The sequence below is a fragment of the Maribacter cobaltidurans genome (assembly GCF_002269385.1).
GTDB classification, from domain to species: Bacteria; Bacteroidota; Bacteroidia; order Flavobacteriales; family Flavobacteriaceae; genus Maribacter; species Maribacter cobaltidurans.
This window is the reverse complement of the sequence record NZ_CP022957.1, coordinates 4,530,784-4,550,266: the sequence shown is the minus strand read 5'-3', so window position 1 is coordinate 4,550,266 and position 19,483 is coordinate 4,530,784. Positions and strand designations below refer to the sequence as shown.

Sequence of the window (19,483 nt, the reverse complement as noted above, 5' to 3'; positions counted from 1 at the left end):
CAAAATCTTTGCTTTGAATAGTATCACTTTACACTTGTCAAAAATTATAATTTTTGGATTGTTTTTAACAGTTCTCGGTTCGTGCACTCAAAATGAGGTAACCAAAAAAAGAACAACGGCAAAAACCCTCTTTTCCCTACTACCCAATGAAGAGACTAATGTTCATTTTAAAAATACAGTAGAAGAAACCTCGGAATTCAACATTCTAAACTATTATGATATGTATAATGGGGGCGGAGTGGCAATAGGAGATGTCAACAATGATGGTCTGCAGGATATCTATTTTTCTTCAAATCAACAATCTAACAAATTATATGTCAATAAGGGTGGATTTAAATTTGAGGACGTAACAAATGTTGCAGAGGTAAATGATCAGGAGGGTTGGACAACCGGAATTTCCATGATTGATATTAACAATGATGGGTGGATGGATATCTACGTTTGTAAATCGGCATCCATCGAAAATAATGAGCTCAGAAAAAATAAATTGTTTGTAAACCAAAAGAACGGCACTTTTAAAGAGGAAGCACTAAAATGGGGGCTGGACGATGATGGTTTTTCTACACAGGCCTATTTCTTCGATTACGATAAAGATGGGGATTTGGACATGTATCTAATAAACCATAGGATAGATTTTTTGAACTCGGTTAACCTTAAGGAGATTGTTGAGGACAAAGCATATTATCCCCAGACTTCTGATCATCTGTATCGTAATGATGGTGAAAAATTCACCGATGTAACCCGTGAGAGTGGAATCGTAAATAAGGAATTTAGTCTTAGCGCATCTATTGGTGATTTTAATAATGATGGCTGGTTAGATGTTTTTGTGGCCAACGATTTCATAACACCCGATAAACTCTATATTAACAATAAGAACGGTACATTTTCAAATGAGATAAATACAAGGTTAAAGCATATTTCCTATAGTAGTATGGGGTCTGATTTTGCGGATATCAACAATGATTTTCTACCGGACCTTCTTGTGTTGGACATGTCCGCGGAGGACCATAGGCGAGGCAAGCAGAATATGGCCAGTATGAACACCGAAGGGTTTTGGTGGATCGTAGAGGCTGGCTTTCACTACCCCTACATGTCCAATGTTTTGAATTTGAATAATGGCAATGGATACTTTAGTGATATTGCCCAGGTTTCTGGTATATCCAAAACAGATTGGAGTTGGGCCCCATTGATTGCCGATTATGACGGGGATGGTTTCAAGGATGTTTTTATTACCAATGGGATTAAACGGGAAATAGCAAATCAAGATTTTGGTAATTTTTTAGATGCCCACCAAGATTCGCTGGAGAGAATGCCAATAGATCAAATTTTAAGTGAAATGCCTTCGGATAAACTCCAGAACTATATTTTTAAGAATAAGAAAGATCTATCCTTTGCAAAAGTGATTGAAGATTGGGGGTTGGATCAGGCGGTTAACTCCAATGGAGCGGCTTACGGTGATCTGGATAATGATGGGGATTTGGATTTGGTGATAAACAATCTCGAAGATGAAGCCAGTATTTATGAGAATAACAGCACCAGTAATTTTTTGAATATCAATTTAGTGGGTGACTCAAAAAACATTAATGCCATTGGCTCCAAGGTAAAGGTATATACAGATAGTACGGAGCAACTTCAGGAACTCTTTTTGTCCCGTGGATATCAATCTTCGGTTTCACCAATAATGAATTTTGGTTTGGGTAATCAGGAGAGAATCAATCGCGTAGAAGTCGTTTGGGCAGACGGAGCCATTTCAACTTTGGAAGACGTTGCTGTAAACCAAACATTAAACTTGGATAAAAAAGATGCTAAACCTGAAAGTGAGACTGCCTACGAAAGGCCGGCAAACTTTACTCAAATTAATCCCGAATCCTTAGGGATATCCTACAAGCACGATGAGAATAATTTTAATGACTTTTCTAAACAAGTCCTTCTTCCCCAAAAGCAATCACAACAGGGTCCGGCATTCGCTACCGGGGATGTTAACAATGATGGCCTTTCCGATATGTTTTTGGGTGGCGGACCAGGTCAACCAGCACATTTATATGTTCAGAACAATAAAGGTAAGTTTGTAGAAAGTGAACAGAACGTATTTGTTGAGGACAAAGATTATGAAGATAATGGAGCCCATTTCTTTGATGCGGACGGTGATGGCGATATGGATTTATATGTGACCAGTGGAGGGTACGAGTTAAATGAAAACAGTATTCTTCTACAGGATAGATTGTATATAAACGGTGGGAATGCCCAGTTTACAAAATCCAATGGTTTGCCTAAAATGCTTACAAGTACAAAAGCTGTAGTTTCGTATGATTATGATAAGGATGGAGATGAAGATTTGATTGTTGGCGGAAGGGTAATTCCCGGTAAATATCCGCTATCGCCCACATCTTACGTCCTGAATAATTCTAATGGGTGCTTCACCGATGAAACGGAAAACATTGCGCCCGATTTTAGGGAAATAGGCCTTGTAAATGACATGATAGTATCGGATTATGATGGCGATGGACAAAAAGATTTGATTGTAGTGGGGGAGTGGATGCCCATAACTATTTTCAAAACTGAAAATGGAGTCTTTCAAAAACAGGAACTAAGTAGTTTAGCAGATACCCAAGGTTGGTGGAACACTGTTTCTGAAATTGATTTTGATAACGACGGTGATATGGATTACTTCGTTGGGAATTTGGGTGCCAACAATAAATTCCATCCCTCAATGGAAAAGCCTTTACATGTTTATGGGAACAATTTTGACAGTGACGGGCATTACGATATGATTTTAAGTAAAATTTACAACGGAAAGTTGGTACCGGTTCGTGGAAAGGAATGTTCCACCACCCAGAACCCTTTTGTTAGTCAAAAAATAAAAAGCTACGAGGAATTCGCCAATTCAACCCTTACGGACATTTACGGGGAAGAGGAGATTGAGAATTCCTTTCATAAGCAGGTGACCGAATTTGAGTCGGTTTATCTTGAAAATCAAGGCAACGGAGCGTTTTCCGTACATCATTTGCCTGTAAGTGCGCAATTAGGCCCAACCATGTCCTTCGCTTTTACGGACGTGAATAACGATGGTCATTTAGATGTCATCGGGGTTGGGGCTATCCATGAATCCGAGGTGGAGACTGTCAAATACGATTCTAACATTGGGTACATACTCTTGGGCGATTCCAAGGGAGGCTTAGCACCCTATAAGGATATCAGCTTCTACAACGGACTAAATGCCAAAAAAATGGATTTGGTTATGCTACAGGAAGAACCGTATGTATTTATCGCAAACAATAATAGGCCCCTCACGATATTCAAGTTTAGGTAACATACATACATATTCCTCGGTAATTTATCCACGTACAGTAGGTACCAATAATGAATAGAAGCGTACGGATTTTGTATTTTGAGCACTTGTTAAAGGAAGGAGATAAACCCCATATACAATAAAATGGTATGAAGAAAAATACACTGTTTAAAATAATAAGCATTTTACTTCCGATTATTTTTTTGTTTATTGTAGAAATTGTGCTTAGGTTGGCAGACTACGGTTCCAACTATAATTTGTTCAATGTAGTCCGAGTGGCCGATAAGCCGGATTATCTCGTAATGAACAAGCGCATTGCTGGGAAGTATTTTAAGGAGAACGGACTTCGTGCGGATAACCAATCCGATTTATTTCTTAGAACCAAGACAGATAGTACCTTTCGGGTTTTTGTTCAGGGAGCCTCAACTGTCGTTGGGTATCCTTTTTATAAGGGTGGCTCCTTTCCTAGAATGTTGAAGCATAGACTATCGCTTACATTTCCTGAAAAAAATATTGAGGTGGTCAATACCGGAATCACCGCTGTTAACTCCTATACCCTTTGGGATTTAACCGATGATATTATCGCTCAACAGCCAGATGTTGTCATAATCTATGCAGGACATAATGAATATTACGGAGCCCTTGGAGCCGGCTCTTCTATTACCTATGGTTCCCACCCAAGTTTTATTAGGCTTTACTTAAGTTTGAAGGAATTGCGGGTATTTCAGCTTTTTGAAAATGGAATCCAAAAGTTGGTTTCATCCAACGCGCAAAAACCTTCCGAAAGAAATACAACACTCATGGAAGTTTTGGCCAAGGATCAACGAATTCCTTATCGCTCTGCCAAGTACGAGGAAGGACTGGAACAATTTGAAGCTAATTTGGGGAAAGTGTTGTCCAAATATGCAGACCATGACATACCAGTGATTTTATCCACCGTGGTAAGCAATGAAAAGGATATAGAACCCTTTATAAGTGATAGTATACCGGATACTTTGAATTTTTTAAATGGCATAGAACAAGAATCCATTACGTCCAAAAAATTGGCTCGGAATAATGCAAAGGCAGCTTTCTTGTTGGGAAAACATTATCTAGAGAAAAACCAGGATTCTGCCAATAAATATTTAAGCATGGCCAAGGAACTAGATTTTCTTAGGTTCAGGGCTCCTGAAGAAATAAATACGATAATAACGGATTTGTCCCAAAAGTATCATGTCGCTCTAGTAGATATGGAGGCGGTCTTTAGATCATATTCACCACAATCTATAATTGGTGACGAATTGATGACGGAACATGTACACCCGAATATTAAGGGCCAATTTTTAATGGCGGATGCATTTTACAATCAGATAAAGCAGTTGGACTTGTTGGAAGATTGGGAAAATAACATTGGGTATGATGAAGCTTTCAATGATATTCCGGTAACCAGAATAGATTCTCTTCAAGGACAGTTAGTTGTGGAAGAGTTAAAGCGATCTTGGCCATATGATCTGGAAATGTCCGGTATGCGACCAACTTCCAGCTTCAATGAATCGACCTCCTTTGATGAACTTTTGGCGCAGGACATTCATCAAAAGAAGGCCACATGGGATAACGCTATGGCCTTGGCCTATAATACGTATAAGGCAGATGGTAAGTTTAGAAAAGCCTTGCATGTGGCGGAATCCTTGATTTTTGAATATCCGGAACAAGGTAGGGTATATCAAATGGCAGGCGAAATATCTCTGGCACTGGAGGAATTCAAAAATGCGGCATACTATTTTTCAAAATCCAATTACTTGGATAGCAGTGTTAAAAGCGCTGAAGGATTGGCTAAAGCATACATTCAACTTCAAATGGGTCAACGGGCCGAGAAGGTTTTATCCGTCGCACGAAATAAGGGCTTAAATGTGCGAAGTTTATCCGAAATTAAAAAGGAAATAACGACATCTCTGGATTGATATCTCACCAGGGTTTCTGAATATCCTTTAAGGAAAAGGTATGATTGCGATGATGAAAGTAAGATTCCGATGTTCCTTTTTTAAGAATTTGATTTTTACCCAATAACTTTTGGAAAAAAGATAAGGGAGTTAGGACGATATAAAAAATCAGCGCCATAATCAGGTAGTTCATCACCATACCGAAATATTGCGAAAATGTAAACCATGCTTTACCGATAAGCAAGGTTAGTTTTTTGGATAAAATGCCTATGGCGAGCAGTATAAAAACAACGTAAAGTAGCCAATCTAAATCAAATTTGACATATACCAAAAGAGATACTAAGGCTAATACGAGTACGGTCTCAAGTCCTTTTTCCTTGGTCATTTTAAAATAAGGTATATATAAAAGGGGCCAAAGCTGAGCTACTGGTAAGGAAAATTAATATTCCAAATATTAAGAATATGATTATTAACGGTATGAGCCACCATTTTTTTCGCTCTTTTAAAAAAAGAAAAAAATCCCCGATAAAATCCATCACTTTACAATTACATAATTTTCAAGGACCAGTACGTCCATTCCCGATTTCATAAAACAAATATAGGCATCATCCGGACTATTAACGATAGGCTCATCCTTAAGATTGAAACTGGTGTTAATGATTACACCAACACCCGTTATTTGTTTACAGGCTTGAATCAGATTCCAAAAGCGCGGATTCATTTCATTATTGACTGTTTGGACTCTAGCGGAATAGTCGATATGGGTAATGGCAGGCAGGTCAGATTTTGCAATCTCCCGTTTTTGCTCCAGATTTAAGGTTTCAAAGTTATGTGGCAATTTTTTTCGATGTCTTTGTTTTACTTTGCTGATAAATAGCATATAAGGCGATTCTTTTCCGCCCTCAAAGTAGTTAGCGTAATCTTCTTCACAAACAGCCGGTGCAAATGGCCTAAAGCCTTCCCTAAACTTTATTTTTTCATTTAAAATATGTTGCATTTCCGGGTCTGAAGCATTTGCCAAAATACTTCTGTTACCCAATGCTCTTGGGCCGAATTCGGTTCTGCCTTGAAACCACCCAACCACTTTGTTATCCGCCAAGTATTGGGCAACAACTTGATTTAATTCATTTATATTTTCAAAAAATTGACTATTACAATTGTTTTTGCGCAATACCCTTTCGACATCCAAATTGGAAAACTTTGGGCCTAGATATACATTAAAAGGTTTTTCTAACCCCGAAAATTCCATTTTTTCCTTTAAATGACACACCGCCAAAGCCGCTCCTAAACTCCCCCCGGCATCACCCGCGGCCGGTTGAACATAAATATCCTGAAACACGTTTTGATTATGTAATGCCGAATTAGCCACGCAATTGAGTGCAACTCCACCTGCCAGACAGAGGAACTTTTGGTCCGTTTCCTTCTGAATAAAACCAATCAACTTTAATAGAATATCTTCTAGCACTTTTTGGGCGGCATAGGCTAAATCGGCATGACGTTGTTCAAGTTTTTCCGAAGCTTGTCTTCTTTTAAATCCAAATAAGCCTTCCCACTTTTTGGGATTTACCATTCGCAACCCGTAAGGGTATTCAAAAAACTCCATGTTGAGTTCTATGGATCCGTCCGATTTTATATCAACAAGCCTTTTTTTTATGATATCCATATAAACGGATACTTCGTTGGATTTAGAATTTCCATAGGAGGCCAATCCCATTAGTTTATACTCTCCTGAGTTTACTGCAAAACCCAAAAAATAAGTAAAGGAAGAGTATAAAAGTCCTAAAGAATGGGGAAAATGAAGTTCGCCAAGAACCCTTATTCCATTTTCACCATCGGCGATTCCATAGGACGTTGTAGCCCATTCCCCCACACCGTCAACCGTTAGAAAAGCACATTTCTTAAAGGGAGAGGTGTAAAATGCACTGGCAATGTGGGATAGATGATGTTCTGGAAAATAAATTTGAGTGCTTTTAGGATGGGATGCACCCAATTCTTTCAATTTTTTCCGAATAAACTGTTTTATAAAAAGCTTTTCCTTCAACCATAAGGGCATCGCTTTGGAAAAGGATTTAAAACCTTTAGGGGCAAAAGCGTAGTATGTTTCCAAGAGCCTTTCAAACTTTAAGAAAGGTTTATCGTAAAAGGCTATGGCATCGACATCATTGAGCGTTAACCCAGACTCAAGCAGGCAAAATTGAATGGCATTATCTGGAAAAGATGCATCATTTTTAATCCTGGTAAATCTTTCCTCCTGTGCTGCGAACAAGACCTTGCCATTGTCTATGATAGCAGCAGCGGAATCATGATAATATGCAGAAATACCAAGGATTTTCATTCTTTAAAATTATAGATTGATGTTATGTAAACTCAGGGTCGACCCTTCCATAAAATCTAATCCCATCTGGGGCGTATACCCGGCGCAAATGGAAATTTAAGAGATTTAAAATACTCCAAAGATTTTGTTGGCTTTTCAACACCTTCGGGTAAAGGTCTATTGGAAAAGGTTTGAAAGTAAAGCAAACAGGCATCTCTCCACCATTTTGCTTCTTTCAGTTGTATTTCCAATAGCATGGCCACTTCCCTGTATTCGCTTTCCGAAAGATAAGGTTTCATATTATCCCATGTATTGATCATATCCTTTACTTGATCTACTCCTTCCTGGTATTTCAATGCAATCCCGTCCCATAGAATTTCTCCATTATCTAACTTATAGTCCCAAGGAAGATGGTGAAACCATAATAGGTACTCTTCAGGAATTTTTTTTACATCATTATATTTTTGAGCAATTTCTGGTGCATATTGCTCTGTAGCATTACTTCCACTGGGGGTCCTGTCAAAGCCAACTCCCAAAGAATCAGCTTTGTGATAGTAAACGGGGTTCCAATCTGGTCTTCCCAAATTATCTACCCAAGGTCCCGGTCCATAGTGATGGCCTGTATCAAAGATATGGTGAAGACCTAATGGGTTCATATAATTTACAACGGCCTCCCTGGAGGTCAGCATCATGCTCTTTACAGGTTCCACAAATTTGTTGTCATTGGAATACGTTGCCCTTAACCATTCATCGGCAATCACTTCGGAACTTAGGTAAGGGTCCCAAGCCAAGCGACCGAAACCGTACCAATTGGCCTGAGCAAAGGGATGTCCGGTCCAGTTGATATCATTTCCAATATTACTGACGCCGGCCATGCCCGTAATTTCATTACCGTAAAGGCTCCCATCAATGACTTTGGCAACGGTAGAACCTTCACCTCTTTGGTAGGTATCGGCATCCAGAACCTCCTCAAAAAGTTTTGGTAAATAGACCAAATGGGTACTAAACCCAAGATATTCCTGGGTTATCTGAAACTCCATGATCAAAGGTGTTTTTTTCATTGCTCCAAACATAGGATGGAAGGGTTCCCTTGGTTGAAAGTCGATAGGTCCATTTTTTACCTGTACCAAAACATTGTCCATAAAGTTACCATCATACGGAAGGAATTCATCATAGGCCTGCTTGGCACGATCTGTTTCATCATGTTCAGAGTACACAAAGGCACGCCAGATTACGTTGCCTCCGTAAGGCTTGAGTGCCTCTGCCATCATATTGGCACCGTCTACGTGGTCTTTTCCATAGTTTTGTGGTCCAGGTTGTCCTTCTGAGTTGGCTTTAACCAAAAAACCGCCAAAGTCCGGTATAATTTCATAGATTTCCTTGGTTTTATTCTTCCACCACAGCTTTACATCCGCATTCAAAGGGTCTGCGGTATCCAGATTTCCAATTTCTATGGGAGCGGAAAATCTTGCGGTTAAGTATACCTTAATACCGTAACTTCTAAAAGTATCGGCCAGTGCCTTTACTTTTTCCAAATACATTGGGGTAAGAATTAGTGCATTCGCATTTACATTTGTCAGCGCCGTGGCATTTATCCCAATCGAGGCATTTGCCCTTGCATAATCAATATAGCGTTCATCAATGTATTCCGGTAATTTTTGCCAGTTCCAAAGGGAAAATCCGGCATAACCCCTTTCAACGGAACGATCTAAATTATCCCAATGATTTAGCATTCTAATATCTAGTTTGGGGTTGTCCACTAGATTTAAGTTGTTGAGATTACTATGGGTTTGCATCATGTTTAAAAACCTGAACACCCCATAAAGCACCCCTATGTCTTTCTTTGCACTGATGATGGTTACTTTTTTGTTTTTGTAATTAACTGATTTTAGTAAAAAACCTTCATGGGTTACATTTTTTATTTCCTCGGCAATCAATGACTTTAAATCTTTTGAAAGGTTATCATAAACATCTACGACCAAGGTATTTTCAGGAACCCATTCATTGGTGAAAGTAATGTCATCTCCTAGCATTTTAGAAAGGGCAAGCTCTACTTCCTTTTTGGCGTTCCGTAAGGTTGGACTGCCTTGTGATATATAGGCGTGCTTGACCAAAGCATTGTAATTGATGGCTAAATCTGTATTTGTAATGGTTTGATATTTTAACCAAAGCTTATAATCTTCCAATTGCTGCTGGCCACTCGTTTCAAGAACGGAAATGCATATAAAGAAGAGCGTCCATTTAAATATTCTCATTTGGCTTATTTTTGCGTATAATTATTAGAATAGAACAAATTGGTAATTCTTAAGCGGCAAAGCAAGTTAAATAATAATATTGGGCAACTAATTTTGGATAAAACAAAATGATGGTAAAAAAAATATTTTGGGATATTACCGATGATTCTAAGATTTATGGGATTTTTTTTAAAAAGACGATAACCTTTTCGTTAATACTCCTGCTTTTCCTGTTCCCATCCTGTAATGAGCGTTCAAAACCGAGAGAGAAGAATATAACTGAACCTAAAGAATCTGTCTATTCTAATGAACTGATCAACGAAACCAGCCCATATCTATTGCAGCATGCCAAAAACCCGGTTAACTGGCGCCCTTGGAATGAATCGGTTTTTAAGGATGCCTCAACAAATGACAAGCTTGTCATATTGAGTATTGGATATTCTACATGTCACTGGTGCCACGTAATGGAGGAAGAATCCTTTGAGGATTTGGAGGTAGCCAAATTGATGAACGATAATTTCATTAGTATCAAGGTGGATAGGGAAGAGAGGCCCGATTTGGATAAAGTGTACCAAACGGCTTTGCAGTTGGTAAATGGAACCGGAGGATGGCCCATGAACGCTATTATCTTGCCTGATGGAAAACCAGTTTATTTGGGAACATATCACTCAAAGGAGGACTGGATGGCAGTTTTGGAAAAATTCATGGAAGAGTACCTGAGAAATCCTGAGAAAATGGCCGAATACGCAAGTTTGTTAGCACAAGGAGTACAGGATTATTATGCTCCTCCAACGGATAACCTAGAAGACTTGGTTTCTACGGAAAAAATAAACGAAGGTATTCAAAATTGGTCCAACTCATGGGATACTGATAGGGGAGGGAACATAGGACAGGAAAAATTTATTAGCCCTACGGCATTGAACATGTTACTGGATTATTCTTTCCTTCAAAAAGATGATAGCGCTAGAAACCATGTGTTTAAAACTTTGGATAGGGCATTAGCGGGAGGTATATACGACCATATCGGCGGAGGTTTTTTTAGATATAGTACGGACACCGAATGGAAGGTTCCCCATTATGAAAAAATGCTTTATGATAATGCACAGATGATTTCCCTTTTATCAAAAGCTTTCAAAATCACCGAATTTGATGTTTATAAAAATAGGGCAGAGGAAACTTTTCAATTTTTAAGAGCTCAAATGCGAAATGCCGAAGGTGGTTATTATGCTGCCATGGATGCCGATACAGAAGGAAGTGAAGGTATGTATTATTTGTGGACCAAAAGTGAATTACAAGAATTGTTGGGAGAAGATTTTGAACTGTTTTCCAGATTTTATGGTATAGAAGAAAGTGAGAAGTTGGATAATGGCAAGTTTGTGCTATTTACACCATTTTCATCTGATGATTTTGCCAAAAGCGAGCAGTTAGGTAAAGAAGAAATGAGAAAAAAAATAGGGCAATGGAAGAGAATTCTTTTGGAATATAGGCGTAAAAGGAAAGAACCAGCCAAGGATACCAAAATAATCACTTCTTGGAACGCTTTATTAATGAATTCACTTTTGGAAGCATATAAGGCATTTGGTGAAGAGATCTATTTAAATGAAGCCCTTTCTATTCATGATTTTTTCGTAAAGAACAATTACCAAGGCAAAAAGTTGGCTCATTCCTATATTGGGAATCAAGGTCAAAAACAGGTATTTTTAGAGGATTACGCCTTTTTCATTCAAGGATTACTCGGACTTTATGAAGTAACTTTAGATTTAAAATACCTAAATCTGGCCAAGGAGCTGATAGCGTCTACTGAGGAAGAGTTTGGAAGTACATCCGGAATGTATTTTTATAATAAGGCAAGTGACCTGACCCCTAAACTGATGAATACAATAGATACGGAAATACCCTCTGCAAACGCGGTAATGGCCCTAAACTTATTTAAACTGGGACATTTGGAGTATAATAAAGCTTATTTAAAACAAACTAAAGATATGGCTGCGCTGGTAATGGAGGATTTTACAAATCATGCATTAGGTAATGCAAGCTGGGGTTTTTTGTTATTAAATGAATCCTTTCCATATTACGAGGTGGCCGTTGTAGGTGAAGATGCCCCAAAAATAATTAATGAAATGAACCGTGGCTATCTTGTAAATACATTATTGGCAGGAAGTACAAAGTCAAGTAATTTGGCTTTGTATAAAGATCGCTTTTTCGATGACGGTACGTCTATTTATGTTTGTAAGAATAACGTTTGCAGATTGCCCGTAAAGTCCGTAGACGAGGCCTATTCCCTTCTTGAGGGTATGGGCCATCATGAAATCCGTCCATTTAAAATAAAAGCGAAATTTTAGCTAGTAATCCTCTGTATTTATGCTTTTAATTATGAGTCGAATCGTTTAATGAGATTAAAAGTAGGGAAATCATGGACATAAAAAACGGTTTGTGAACACAAACCGTTGATTTTGTTGACTTTGAGCCTTGTAGCGAGAGAGGGACTTGAACCCTCGGCCTCCGGGTTGTGAATCCTGAGACATTTGAACCCATTTGGTCTAATATGAATTGATAATCAATTGTTTATGAGTTATTTGACTATTTCTATTTGCTCAATAAAGCCATAAAAATTCAAGAAAAACCACCAAATGTTTTACCTATGTTTTACCTAAAATTTGTATCTTTAGGTAATAAAATTGGGGTTTATGGCTACTATACAATCATTTTTAATGAAAAAACCAAATAGCGCTGGCCTTTTTCCAATCGCTATTCGAATTACCAAAGATAGAAGGTCGTCATATTTATTCACTGGACAGTATATTGAAAGCAAATTTTGGGATGATAAATTTAAACGCGTTAAAAAATCTCATCCCAATTCAAAACGTCTAAATAGTTTAGTCGCAAAGAAGATAGCAGAAGCAAACGACAGATTAATTGACAATGAAAATCAAAACAATTCCCAATCCGCAAAAAAAATAAAGAAAAAGATTATTGGAAAAACCAAAATGGATTTTTTTGAAGCTAGTAAGCTGTTTTTGTCCAATCTCTTAAAACGAAAGAAATTCAATCAGCACTACAATCAAGAAAAAAGACTAGACATTTTCAAAACATTTTTAGGGCGTAAAAAACTTTTTTTTACGGATCTGGACGTTACTCTGTTAAAGGATTTCAAAGCATATCTCTTGTATGATAGAAAGGTTGCTGAAAGGACTGCGATAAATTACCTAATGCTTATTCGAACCATCTATAATTTTGCCAGAAAGGAATATCATGTAGATGATGGCAATTATCCATTTGGTAAAGGTAAAATACAGATCAAATTTCCCGAAAGCGAAAAGATTGGATTGAATAGGGAAGAGGTTCTATTGCTTGAAACGGCTAATAATTTAACAAAAGCACAACTTCATGCCGTCTACGCTTGGCTAACTAGTTTTTACTTTGCAGGTGTTCGTGTCGCCGATCTCATAAAGCTAAAATGGAAAGATTTTAAAGATGGTCGTTTATATTATCGTATGGGGAAGAACAGAAAACTTGTCTCATTGGTCGTTCCAGATAAGGCCAAAGAAATACTAGCATATTTTGCTGCTCAGAAGACAGGAAAGGATGATTTAGTTTTTCCTTTTTTAAAAGGTACCGATTTGAAAGATGAGAAAAGGGTGGCAACCAGAGTTAAGACCATTACCCGTAATCTAAACCGTCGATTGGAAATTGTCGGCGAAAAGCTTGGTATTGAGAAGAAGATATCTATGCATATTGCGCGGCATAGTTTTGGAAATATTTCCGGTGATAAAATACCTATTCAAATGCTCCAAAAATTGTATCGCCATTCTTCGATTACAACTACGGTTAATTATCAATCGAATTTTATGCACAAAGAAACTGATGACGCTTTGGAAAAAGTCATCAATTTCTAAATCGCTAAAGTTCCATACAACCAATAAATCGACCGATGGACTTCTTTACGGGGAACAGATTTCGGAAAATCTTTAAATTACGGGGATAATAGACCCAAAAAATGGGGTAATCCATTTTGGCAAAGAATTAATACAATGCAAGTAGTTTGCCTACAAGAAGAAGCTTTCTATGCCTTATTTGATAAGGTAATCGAACATGTAGAATCCAAAAGAAAAGATAAACCTGACAAATGGATCGATGGGGAAGAGGCAATGTTCCATCTAAAAATAAAGTCTACCACTACTTTGCAAAAGCTTAGGGACGAAGGTAAAATCAGATTTTCCCAACCTCAAAAGAAAGTAATTCTATATGATAGGGATTCTATTAATGAATATATTGAGGCGCACGTTCGTGAAACTTTTTAGCCATGGAAGAAAATATTAAAATTGATGAGGAGTATAAAAAAGCATTTAATCTTGGCTATGAATTGGCGAAAGAGTTAAATCTAACAACTCCGATGTTCAAAAACGTTGCGTCAACCGACGATCACATGAATGCTATGCAAGCAGGAATGATGCAATACTCTAACGAACTAAATAAAAATCTACATAAAGGAAATGTCCGACATCAGGAATCAAATGTAAAACCACAAAATATAGCCATTGTTCAATCAAACAAGAATAATAAGGATATGGGAAAGGGATTAGACTTTTCCAATTGAGAAGACCATTGCTAAATACCCTATATCCTGATATCCTGAATTGAAATATCCTGAATTGAAACATGATGTATCCCAAGGGTAGTTGGAATTGGTAAAAAGGTTATTTCTTAAGTTTTGACGCAAAAGCGTAGACTACCAATTCTTCAGCCTTTCAAGTTTTTGCACAACCTGTGCATCGATTAATTCTTACCTTTGTTGAAATTTATGAAAACACTTTTTTCCATATCAATGTCGCTATTATTCTTTTTTCAGGGAATTAGTATTGATATGGACTTTTGTGGACCCATTAAAGAAATTTCAAGCATCCTAATCCATTACCAAGACCATAAAGTTTATGGTGACTCTTTCCTTGAATATGTAGTTGAAGATTACTTTGGTAACGTAGCAAAAGCTGAAAGGCACCATAATGACTCTGGTAAGCAGAAAACACCAATCCATTCCCATCAGCAATGTTGCCACCCTTTAGTATTAATTATTGCGAACAACAATTCGGCTTTAATTAATCTATTAAAGTTTGAAGGGAAAGAACAGTTTAACTTATATAAAGTAAACTTCACTTCCAGATATTTGGAATCGCTTTTCCAACCACCTAAAGTATAATTCAGTTTTTTTAAGGATAGCTATATCCTTACGTGATGCTTTTCAAAATAAGCATCACATTATAAACGCATTGTATCTCATTGCATTGCGATGTTTAAACTGAATTAATACTTTTACTATGATTAACAAAATCATTTCATTTTCCATTAATAACAAGTTTATTATTGGGCTCTTCATAGTGGCACTGGTAGGTACGGGCATTTGGTCTATGGCCACTATAAATCTGGGTTCTGTCCCCGATATTACCAACAACCAAGTACAGGTTATTACAGTAGCCCCAAATTTAGGTACTGAGGATATTGAACAATTTGTTACCTATCCTGTAGAATTGGCAATGGCCAACCTTCCTGACGTTATCGAGCTGCGTTCGGTATCTCGTTTTGGGCTGTCCGTGGTTACCATTGTTTTTAAGGACGAAGCAGGCACCTATCTTCCCCGGCAATTGGTGCAAGAAAAATTGACCGAAGTCGCCGGGGAAATTCCCGAAGGTTTTGGTACGCCTTTTATGGCACCCATTACTACGGGTCTGGGCGAAATATTCCAATACACTCTAAAGGTAAAAGAAGGTTACGAAGATAAATACGATGCCATGGAGCTTCGTACCATTCAGGATTGGATCGTCAAACGCCAAATGGCATTAGTCCCTGGAGTGGTAGAGGTCAATGCTTTTGGGGGCTATGTGAAACAATATGAAGTTGCCATAAATCCTGATAAACTAAAAAGTTTTGGCATTACAATGAATCAGGTTTTTGAAGCCCTGAAAGTAAACAACGCCAACACGGGCGGTGCCTATATTGAAAAAAACCATCAGGCCAACTTTATCCGTGGCGAGGGGTTGGCCCGTAGCCTTGAAGATTTGAAAAATACAGTGGTTACCACCCAAAACGGAACTCCCGTATTGGTACGGGATATCGCCGAAAAAGTGGGCTATGGCAACCAGGTGCGTTATGGTGCGTTTACCCAAGATGGCCACGAATCCGTGGGAGGTCAGATTTTGATGTTAAAGGGAGAAAGTCCAAGTAATGTGATCAATAATGTAGAAAAACGAATTGACGAGATACAGAAATCGCTTCCCGAGGGCGTTTATATTGAACCGTTCTTAAGCCGTGCCGAACTTATAGCCAGGACCACAAGTACGGTAGAGAAGAACTTGATTGAAGGTTCATTGATTGTGATCTTTGTGCTTGTACTGCTCTTGGGGAGTTTACGTGGCGGATTGATTACCGCTTCGGTAATCCCGTTATCATTACTGTTCGCATTTATCCTGATGAAACAGTTCGGCGTATGGGCAAATTTAATGTCCCTTGGTGCCATCGATTTTGGGATCATCGTGGATGGTGCGGTAATCATTGTGGAAGGTATGGTATTGCATATCCATCAACGGATGAAAAAATCAAAAGCAGCGATAGGTCAGGCCGAAATGGATGAAATGGCATACGAATCTGGAAGTACGATGATGAACTCTGCCTTTTTCGGTCAGCTTATCATCCTTATCGTATTTACACCGATCCTTTTCCTTACTGGAGTTGAAGGAAAGATGTTCCGTCCCATGGCATTTACCTTTGGTTTTGCCGTACTTGGGGCGATTATCCTCTGCCTTACCTACGTACCTATGGTTTCGGCCTTGTTCCTGAAACCTGCAAAAAACCCGGACCATTGGTTCGCCAAATTTGAAAATAGTATCGATAGGTTCAGTGATAAAATCATGGCAGGGTTGAACAAAGCGTATAAGCCATTGCTTTCGTTTGCATTGCGTTTTAAGGCAGGTATTGTTTTAGGGGCAGTTGCTTTACTGGCAATCGCAGGATTTATTTTTAGCACTATGGGCGGGGAGTTTATCCCAAAGCTGGATGAAGGCGATATTGCCATGCAGGCCCTGATAAAACCTGGCAGTAGCCTTACCGAATCCATTGAAGCTTCAAAAAAACTACAAAATCTGGTAAATGAATTTCCCGAAGTGAAGACCATGATCTCGAGGATCGGGGTGGCAGAAATCCCTACCGACCCCATGCCCATGGACATTGCCGATAGTTACATCATCCTTGAAAAGGATAAGAGCAAATGGACCAGTGCGGAGAGCAAGGAAGAACTCATAGAAAAAATAAAGGAAAAGATTTCGGTTATCCCCGGTGTGAACTTTGTGTTTACCCAACCCGTAGAGCTCCGTTTCAATGAACTGTTGACGGGTGTCCGGGAAGATGTTGCCATCAAGATCTATGGTGAGGACCTGGATGTTCTGGCCGAAAAGGCGCAAGAAATGGCGGCAATCATACAAACCGTAGATGGCGCTGGTGATGTACGGGCGGAAGCGACCAGTGGCCTGCCACAGATGACCGTTGTCTATAACCGGGCAAAGATGGCGCAATACGGGGTTACCATTGACAAGCTCAACGATTATGTGAGTGCCGCCTTCGCAGGGGAATCGGCAAGTGTCATATTCGAGGGCGAAAAGCGCTTTGAAGTGGTCATCCGTCTGGCCGAGGCCTATCGAAAGGATATCAACAACCTTAAAAACCTGTACATAGACCTGCCCAGTGGTAACCAAGTGCCCCTAAAGGAATTGGCGGACATCAGCTATAAACCCGGGCCCATGCAAATTTCCAGGGACAATACCTACCGGCGAATCTATGTGGGGGTAAACGTTCGGGGCAGGGATGTCAAGTCCATGGTCGAGGAGGTTCAGCAAAAGCTCGATGCCCAGTTGAAACTGCCCCCGGGCTATTATATAACCTATGGCGGTTCTTTTGAGAACCTTCAAAGGGCGACCGACCGATTAATGATCGTAGTGCCTATTGCACTGTTCCTAATTTTCATATTGCTCTACTTTGCCTTGAGCTCGTTCTCACAGTCGGTAATGATTTATATGGCAGTACCCCTGGCAGCCATTGGTGGCGTGTTTGCCCTTTGGATACGGGGAATGCCATTCAGTATTTCCGCAGGTGTTGGGTTTATCGTGCTCTTTGGGGTAGCGGTATTGAACGGATTGGTACTGATCAACAAATTCAATGATTTAAAAGAAAGTGGTATGACAAATTTAAAAGACAGGATCTACGAGGCAACCCACGAGCGCTTGCGCCCTATATTGCTTACGGCAACGGCGGCCATTATGGGCTTTATCCCAATGGCGATTTCTACTTCCGGTGGTGCAGAAGTGCAGCGACCATTGGCAACCGTCGTTATTGGTGGCTTGATTACGGCAACCTTTTTAACATTGGTGGTAGTCCCGGTACTTTATAGTTGGTTGGAATCCCGTAAGGAGCGTAGAAATAATGGTGACAATACGGGTTATATCAAAAAAAGTCAAGCCATCATTCCAGTTTTATTGTTGGTTGGAGGATTTTTATCATCTGGTAACCTATCGGCCCAAAACAATCCCATCGCTCAAACCTTGACTTTAGATGAAGCTATAGCAATGGCAAGGGAAAATTACCCCACCCTTAAGGAAGGACAAGCGTTCATAGACAGGGAACAGGCCTTGAAGGGCACCAGTTTTGACCTGGGCAGCACGTTTCTATATGCCGGCAGGGAAGACCAAGGCCTGAATCAGGGAAATCTGCGTACCTTCGGGGTACAACAGGGCAACATTGACCTGCTCTCCGGGTTTTCAAAATCCAGGTTCTATAAGGAACGCACCAAGCTGGGCGAGAAATTCTATGACCTTAGTGAGCAGCAGCTGTTACGGGATGTGATGCAGGCCTATTACGAGATTGCCTACAATAAGGCCCGCCTGAAGCTCGCCGAAAGGCTGGACAGCATCTATGCCGATTTTGAAAGTGCGGCCAAATTGAGGTACGATAGCGGTGAGACCGGAAAACTCGCCTATATTTCGGCTACCTCGGAGTACCAACAAATACAGGTATTAAAGCAACAGTCCTATGATGATATCGAGATCGCCAAAAGGGCATTGAAGCAATATCTGGGAATCGATGGTTCCATTGATACGATGGATGGGCCTTATGGGATCATAAACCCAATATCGGTTGTAGACACTTTGGATATAAGCAATAACCCGTTGCTGCAGTTCGACCTTCAGAACGCAGCAGTGGGCAAAGCGAACGTAAAGGTCGAAAAATCCCAGTTCCTGCCAAAGTTCAGCCTGAGCTATGACAATCTCAAGTATAATGATGTTACGGGGTTCAATGCCTATCAGGCGGGCATCAGCATCCCTTTGTGGTTCCTTCCGCAAAAAAATAGGGTAAGGGCGGCCAAGGCAGATGCCATGGTGGCCGAAAACCAGTATTTGACACAAAAGGCGACCACCGAGAGCCTGGTCTCCCAACTGTACAAAGCCCAGGACAAAACGTTGAAGTCGTTGAGGTACTATGAAGAAGCGGCACTGCCACTGGCAGAGGAACAGTTGACCACTGCCGAACTGGCAAACAAGGAAGGTGAGATAGACTACATTAGCTATATCACCATCCTCAACAGTGCCATCAACATCAAAATAAACCATTTGGATTTCATCAACCAATATAACCAACAGGCCATTGAGATACAATATCAATTGGGCAATCTATAATCTTAAAAAGA

12 protein-coding genes are annotated in these 19,483 nt (G+C 39.6%); 8 read left to right on the top strand and 4 right to left on the bottom strand.

Going from position 1 to position 19,483, the window contains the following annotated elements; translation table 11 throughout:
• The first annotated feature begins 13 nt into the window (after positions 1–13).
• Together CJ263_RS20485 and CJ263_RS20480 are read left to right on the top strand one after the other, a co-directional pair.
• A complete protein-coding gene (locus CJ263_RS20485) occupies positions 14–3,310 on the top strand; it encodes a VCBS repeat-containing protein (RefSeq protein WP_158657216.1) in 3,297 nt (1,098 codons plus the stop codon).
• Between the two features lie 128 nt (positions 3,311–3,438).
• Positions 3,439–5,229, top strand: coding sequence for an SGNH/GDSL hydrolase family protein (locus tag CJ263_RS20480; RefSeq protein ID WP_094998970.1), 1,791 nt, complete (start codon positions 3,439–3,441; stop codon positions 5,227–5,229).
• A gap of 4 nt (positions 5,230–5,233) precedes the next feature.
• On the opposite strand, the gene CJ263_RS20475 is transcribed toward CJ263_RS20480, so the two are convergent.
• The 4 genes from CJ263_RS20475 to CJ263_RS20465 are packed head-to-tail and all read right to left on the bottom strand — an operon-like array spanning position 5,234 to position 9,777.
• Positions 5,234–5,593, bottom strand: coding sequence for a hypothetical protein (locus tag CJ263_RS20475; RefSeq protein WP_094998969.1), 360 nt, complete (start codon positions 5,591–5,593; stop codon positions 5,234–5,236).
• A 1-nt stretch (position 5,594) separates the two neighbouring features.
• Positions 5,595–5,744: a DUF5989 family protein gene (locus CJ263_RS21320; protein ID WP_229702383.1), complete on the bottom strand. Its 150-nt coding sequence runs from the start codon at positions 5,742–5,744 to the stop codon at positions 5,595–5,597.
• Positions 5,744–7,543: a carbamoyltransferase family protein gene (locus CJ263_RS20470; protein WP_094998968.1), complete on the bottom strand. Its 1,800-nt coding sequence runs from the start codon at positions 7,541–7,543 to the stop codon at positions 5,744–5,746. The genes CJ263_RS21320 and CJ263_RS20470 overlap by 1 nt, the downstream gene beginning before the upstream one ends.
• 56 nt (positions 7,544–7,599) lie before the next feature.
• Complete coding sequence (locus tag CJ263_RS20465; protein ID WP_094998967.1) at positions 7,600–9,777, bottom strand: alpha-glucuronidase family glycosyl hydrolase; 2,178 nt, start codon at positions 9,775–9,777, stop codon at positions 7,600–7,602.
• Between the two features lie 110 nt (positions 9,778–9,887).
• Here CJ263_RS20465 and CJ263_RS20460 point away from each other — a divergent pair, with 110 nt between their 5' ends.
• The 6 genes from CJ263_RS20460 (at position 9,888) to CJ263_RS20435 (ending at position 19,472) form a co-directional block, all read left to right on the top strand.
• Positions 9,888–12,098 carry a thioredoxin domain-containing protein gene (locus tag CJ263_RS20460; protein WP_233726870.1) on the top strand — a complete coding sequence of 737 codons (2,211 nt, stop codon included), beginning with the start codon at positions 9,888–9,890 and terminating at the stop codon, positions 12,096–12,098.
• Positions 12,099–12,443: 345 nt separating this feature from the next.
• On the top strand, positions 12,444–13,652 hold the full coding sequence (locus CJ263_RS20455; RefSeq protein WP_094998965.1) for a site-specific integrase: 1,209 nt from the start codon (positions 12,444–12,446) through the stop codon (positions 13,650–13,652).
• A gap of 135 nt (positions 13,653–13,787) precedes the next feature.
• Positions 13,788–14,057, top strand: coding sequence for a helix-turn-helix domain-containing protein (locus tag CJ263_RS20450; protein WP_094998964.1), 270 nt, complete (start codon positions 13,788–13,790; stop codon positions 14,055–14,057).
• 2 nt (positions 14,058–14,059) lie between these two features.
• The gene (locus CJ263_RS20445; RefSeq protein ID WP_094998963.1) at positions 14,060–14,353 is read left to right on the top strand and encodes a hypothetical protein; all 294 of its coding nucleotides are present in this window, start codon (positions 14,060–14,062) and stop codon (positions 14,351–14,353) included.
• A 204-nt stretch (positions 14,354–14,557) separates the two neighbouring features.
• Positions 14,558–14,953, top strand: coding sequence for a hypothetical protein (locus CJ263_RS20440; protein WP_225604828.1), 396 nt, complete (start codon positions 14,558–14,560; stop codon positions 14,951–14,953).
• Between the two features lie 118 nt (positions 14,954–15,071).
• Positions 15,072–19,472, top strand: coding sequence for a CusA/CzcA family heavy metal efflux RND transporter (locus CJ263_RS20435; RefSeq protein WP_094998962.1), 4,401 nt, complete (start codon positions 15,072–15,074; stop codon positions 19,470–19,472).
• The last annotated feature ends 11 nt before the right edge of the window (positions 19,473–19,483 follow it).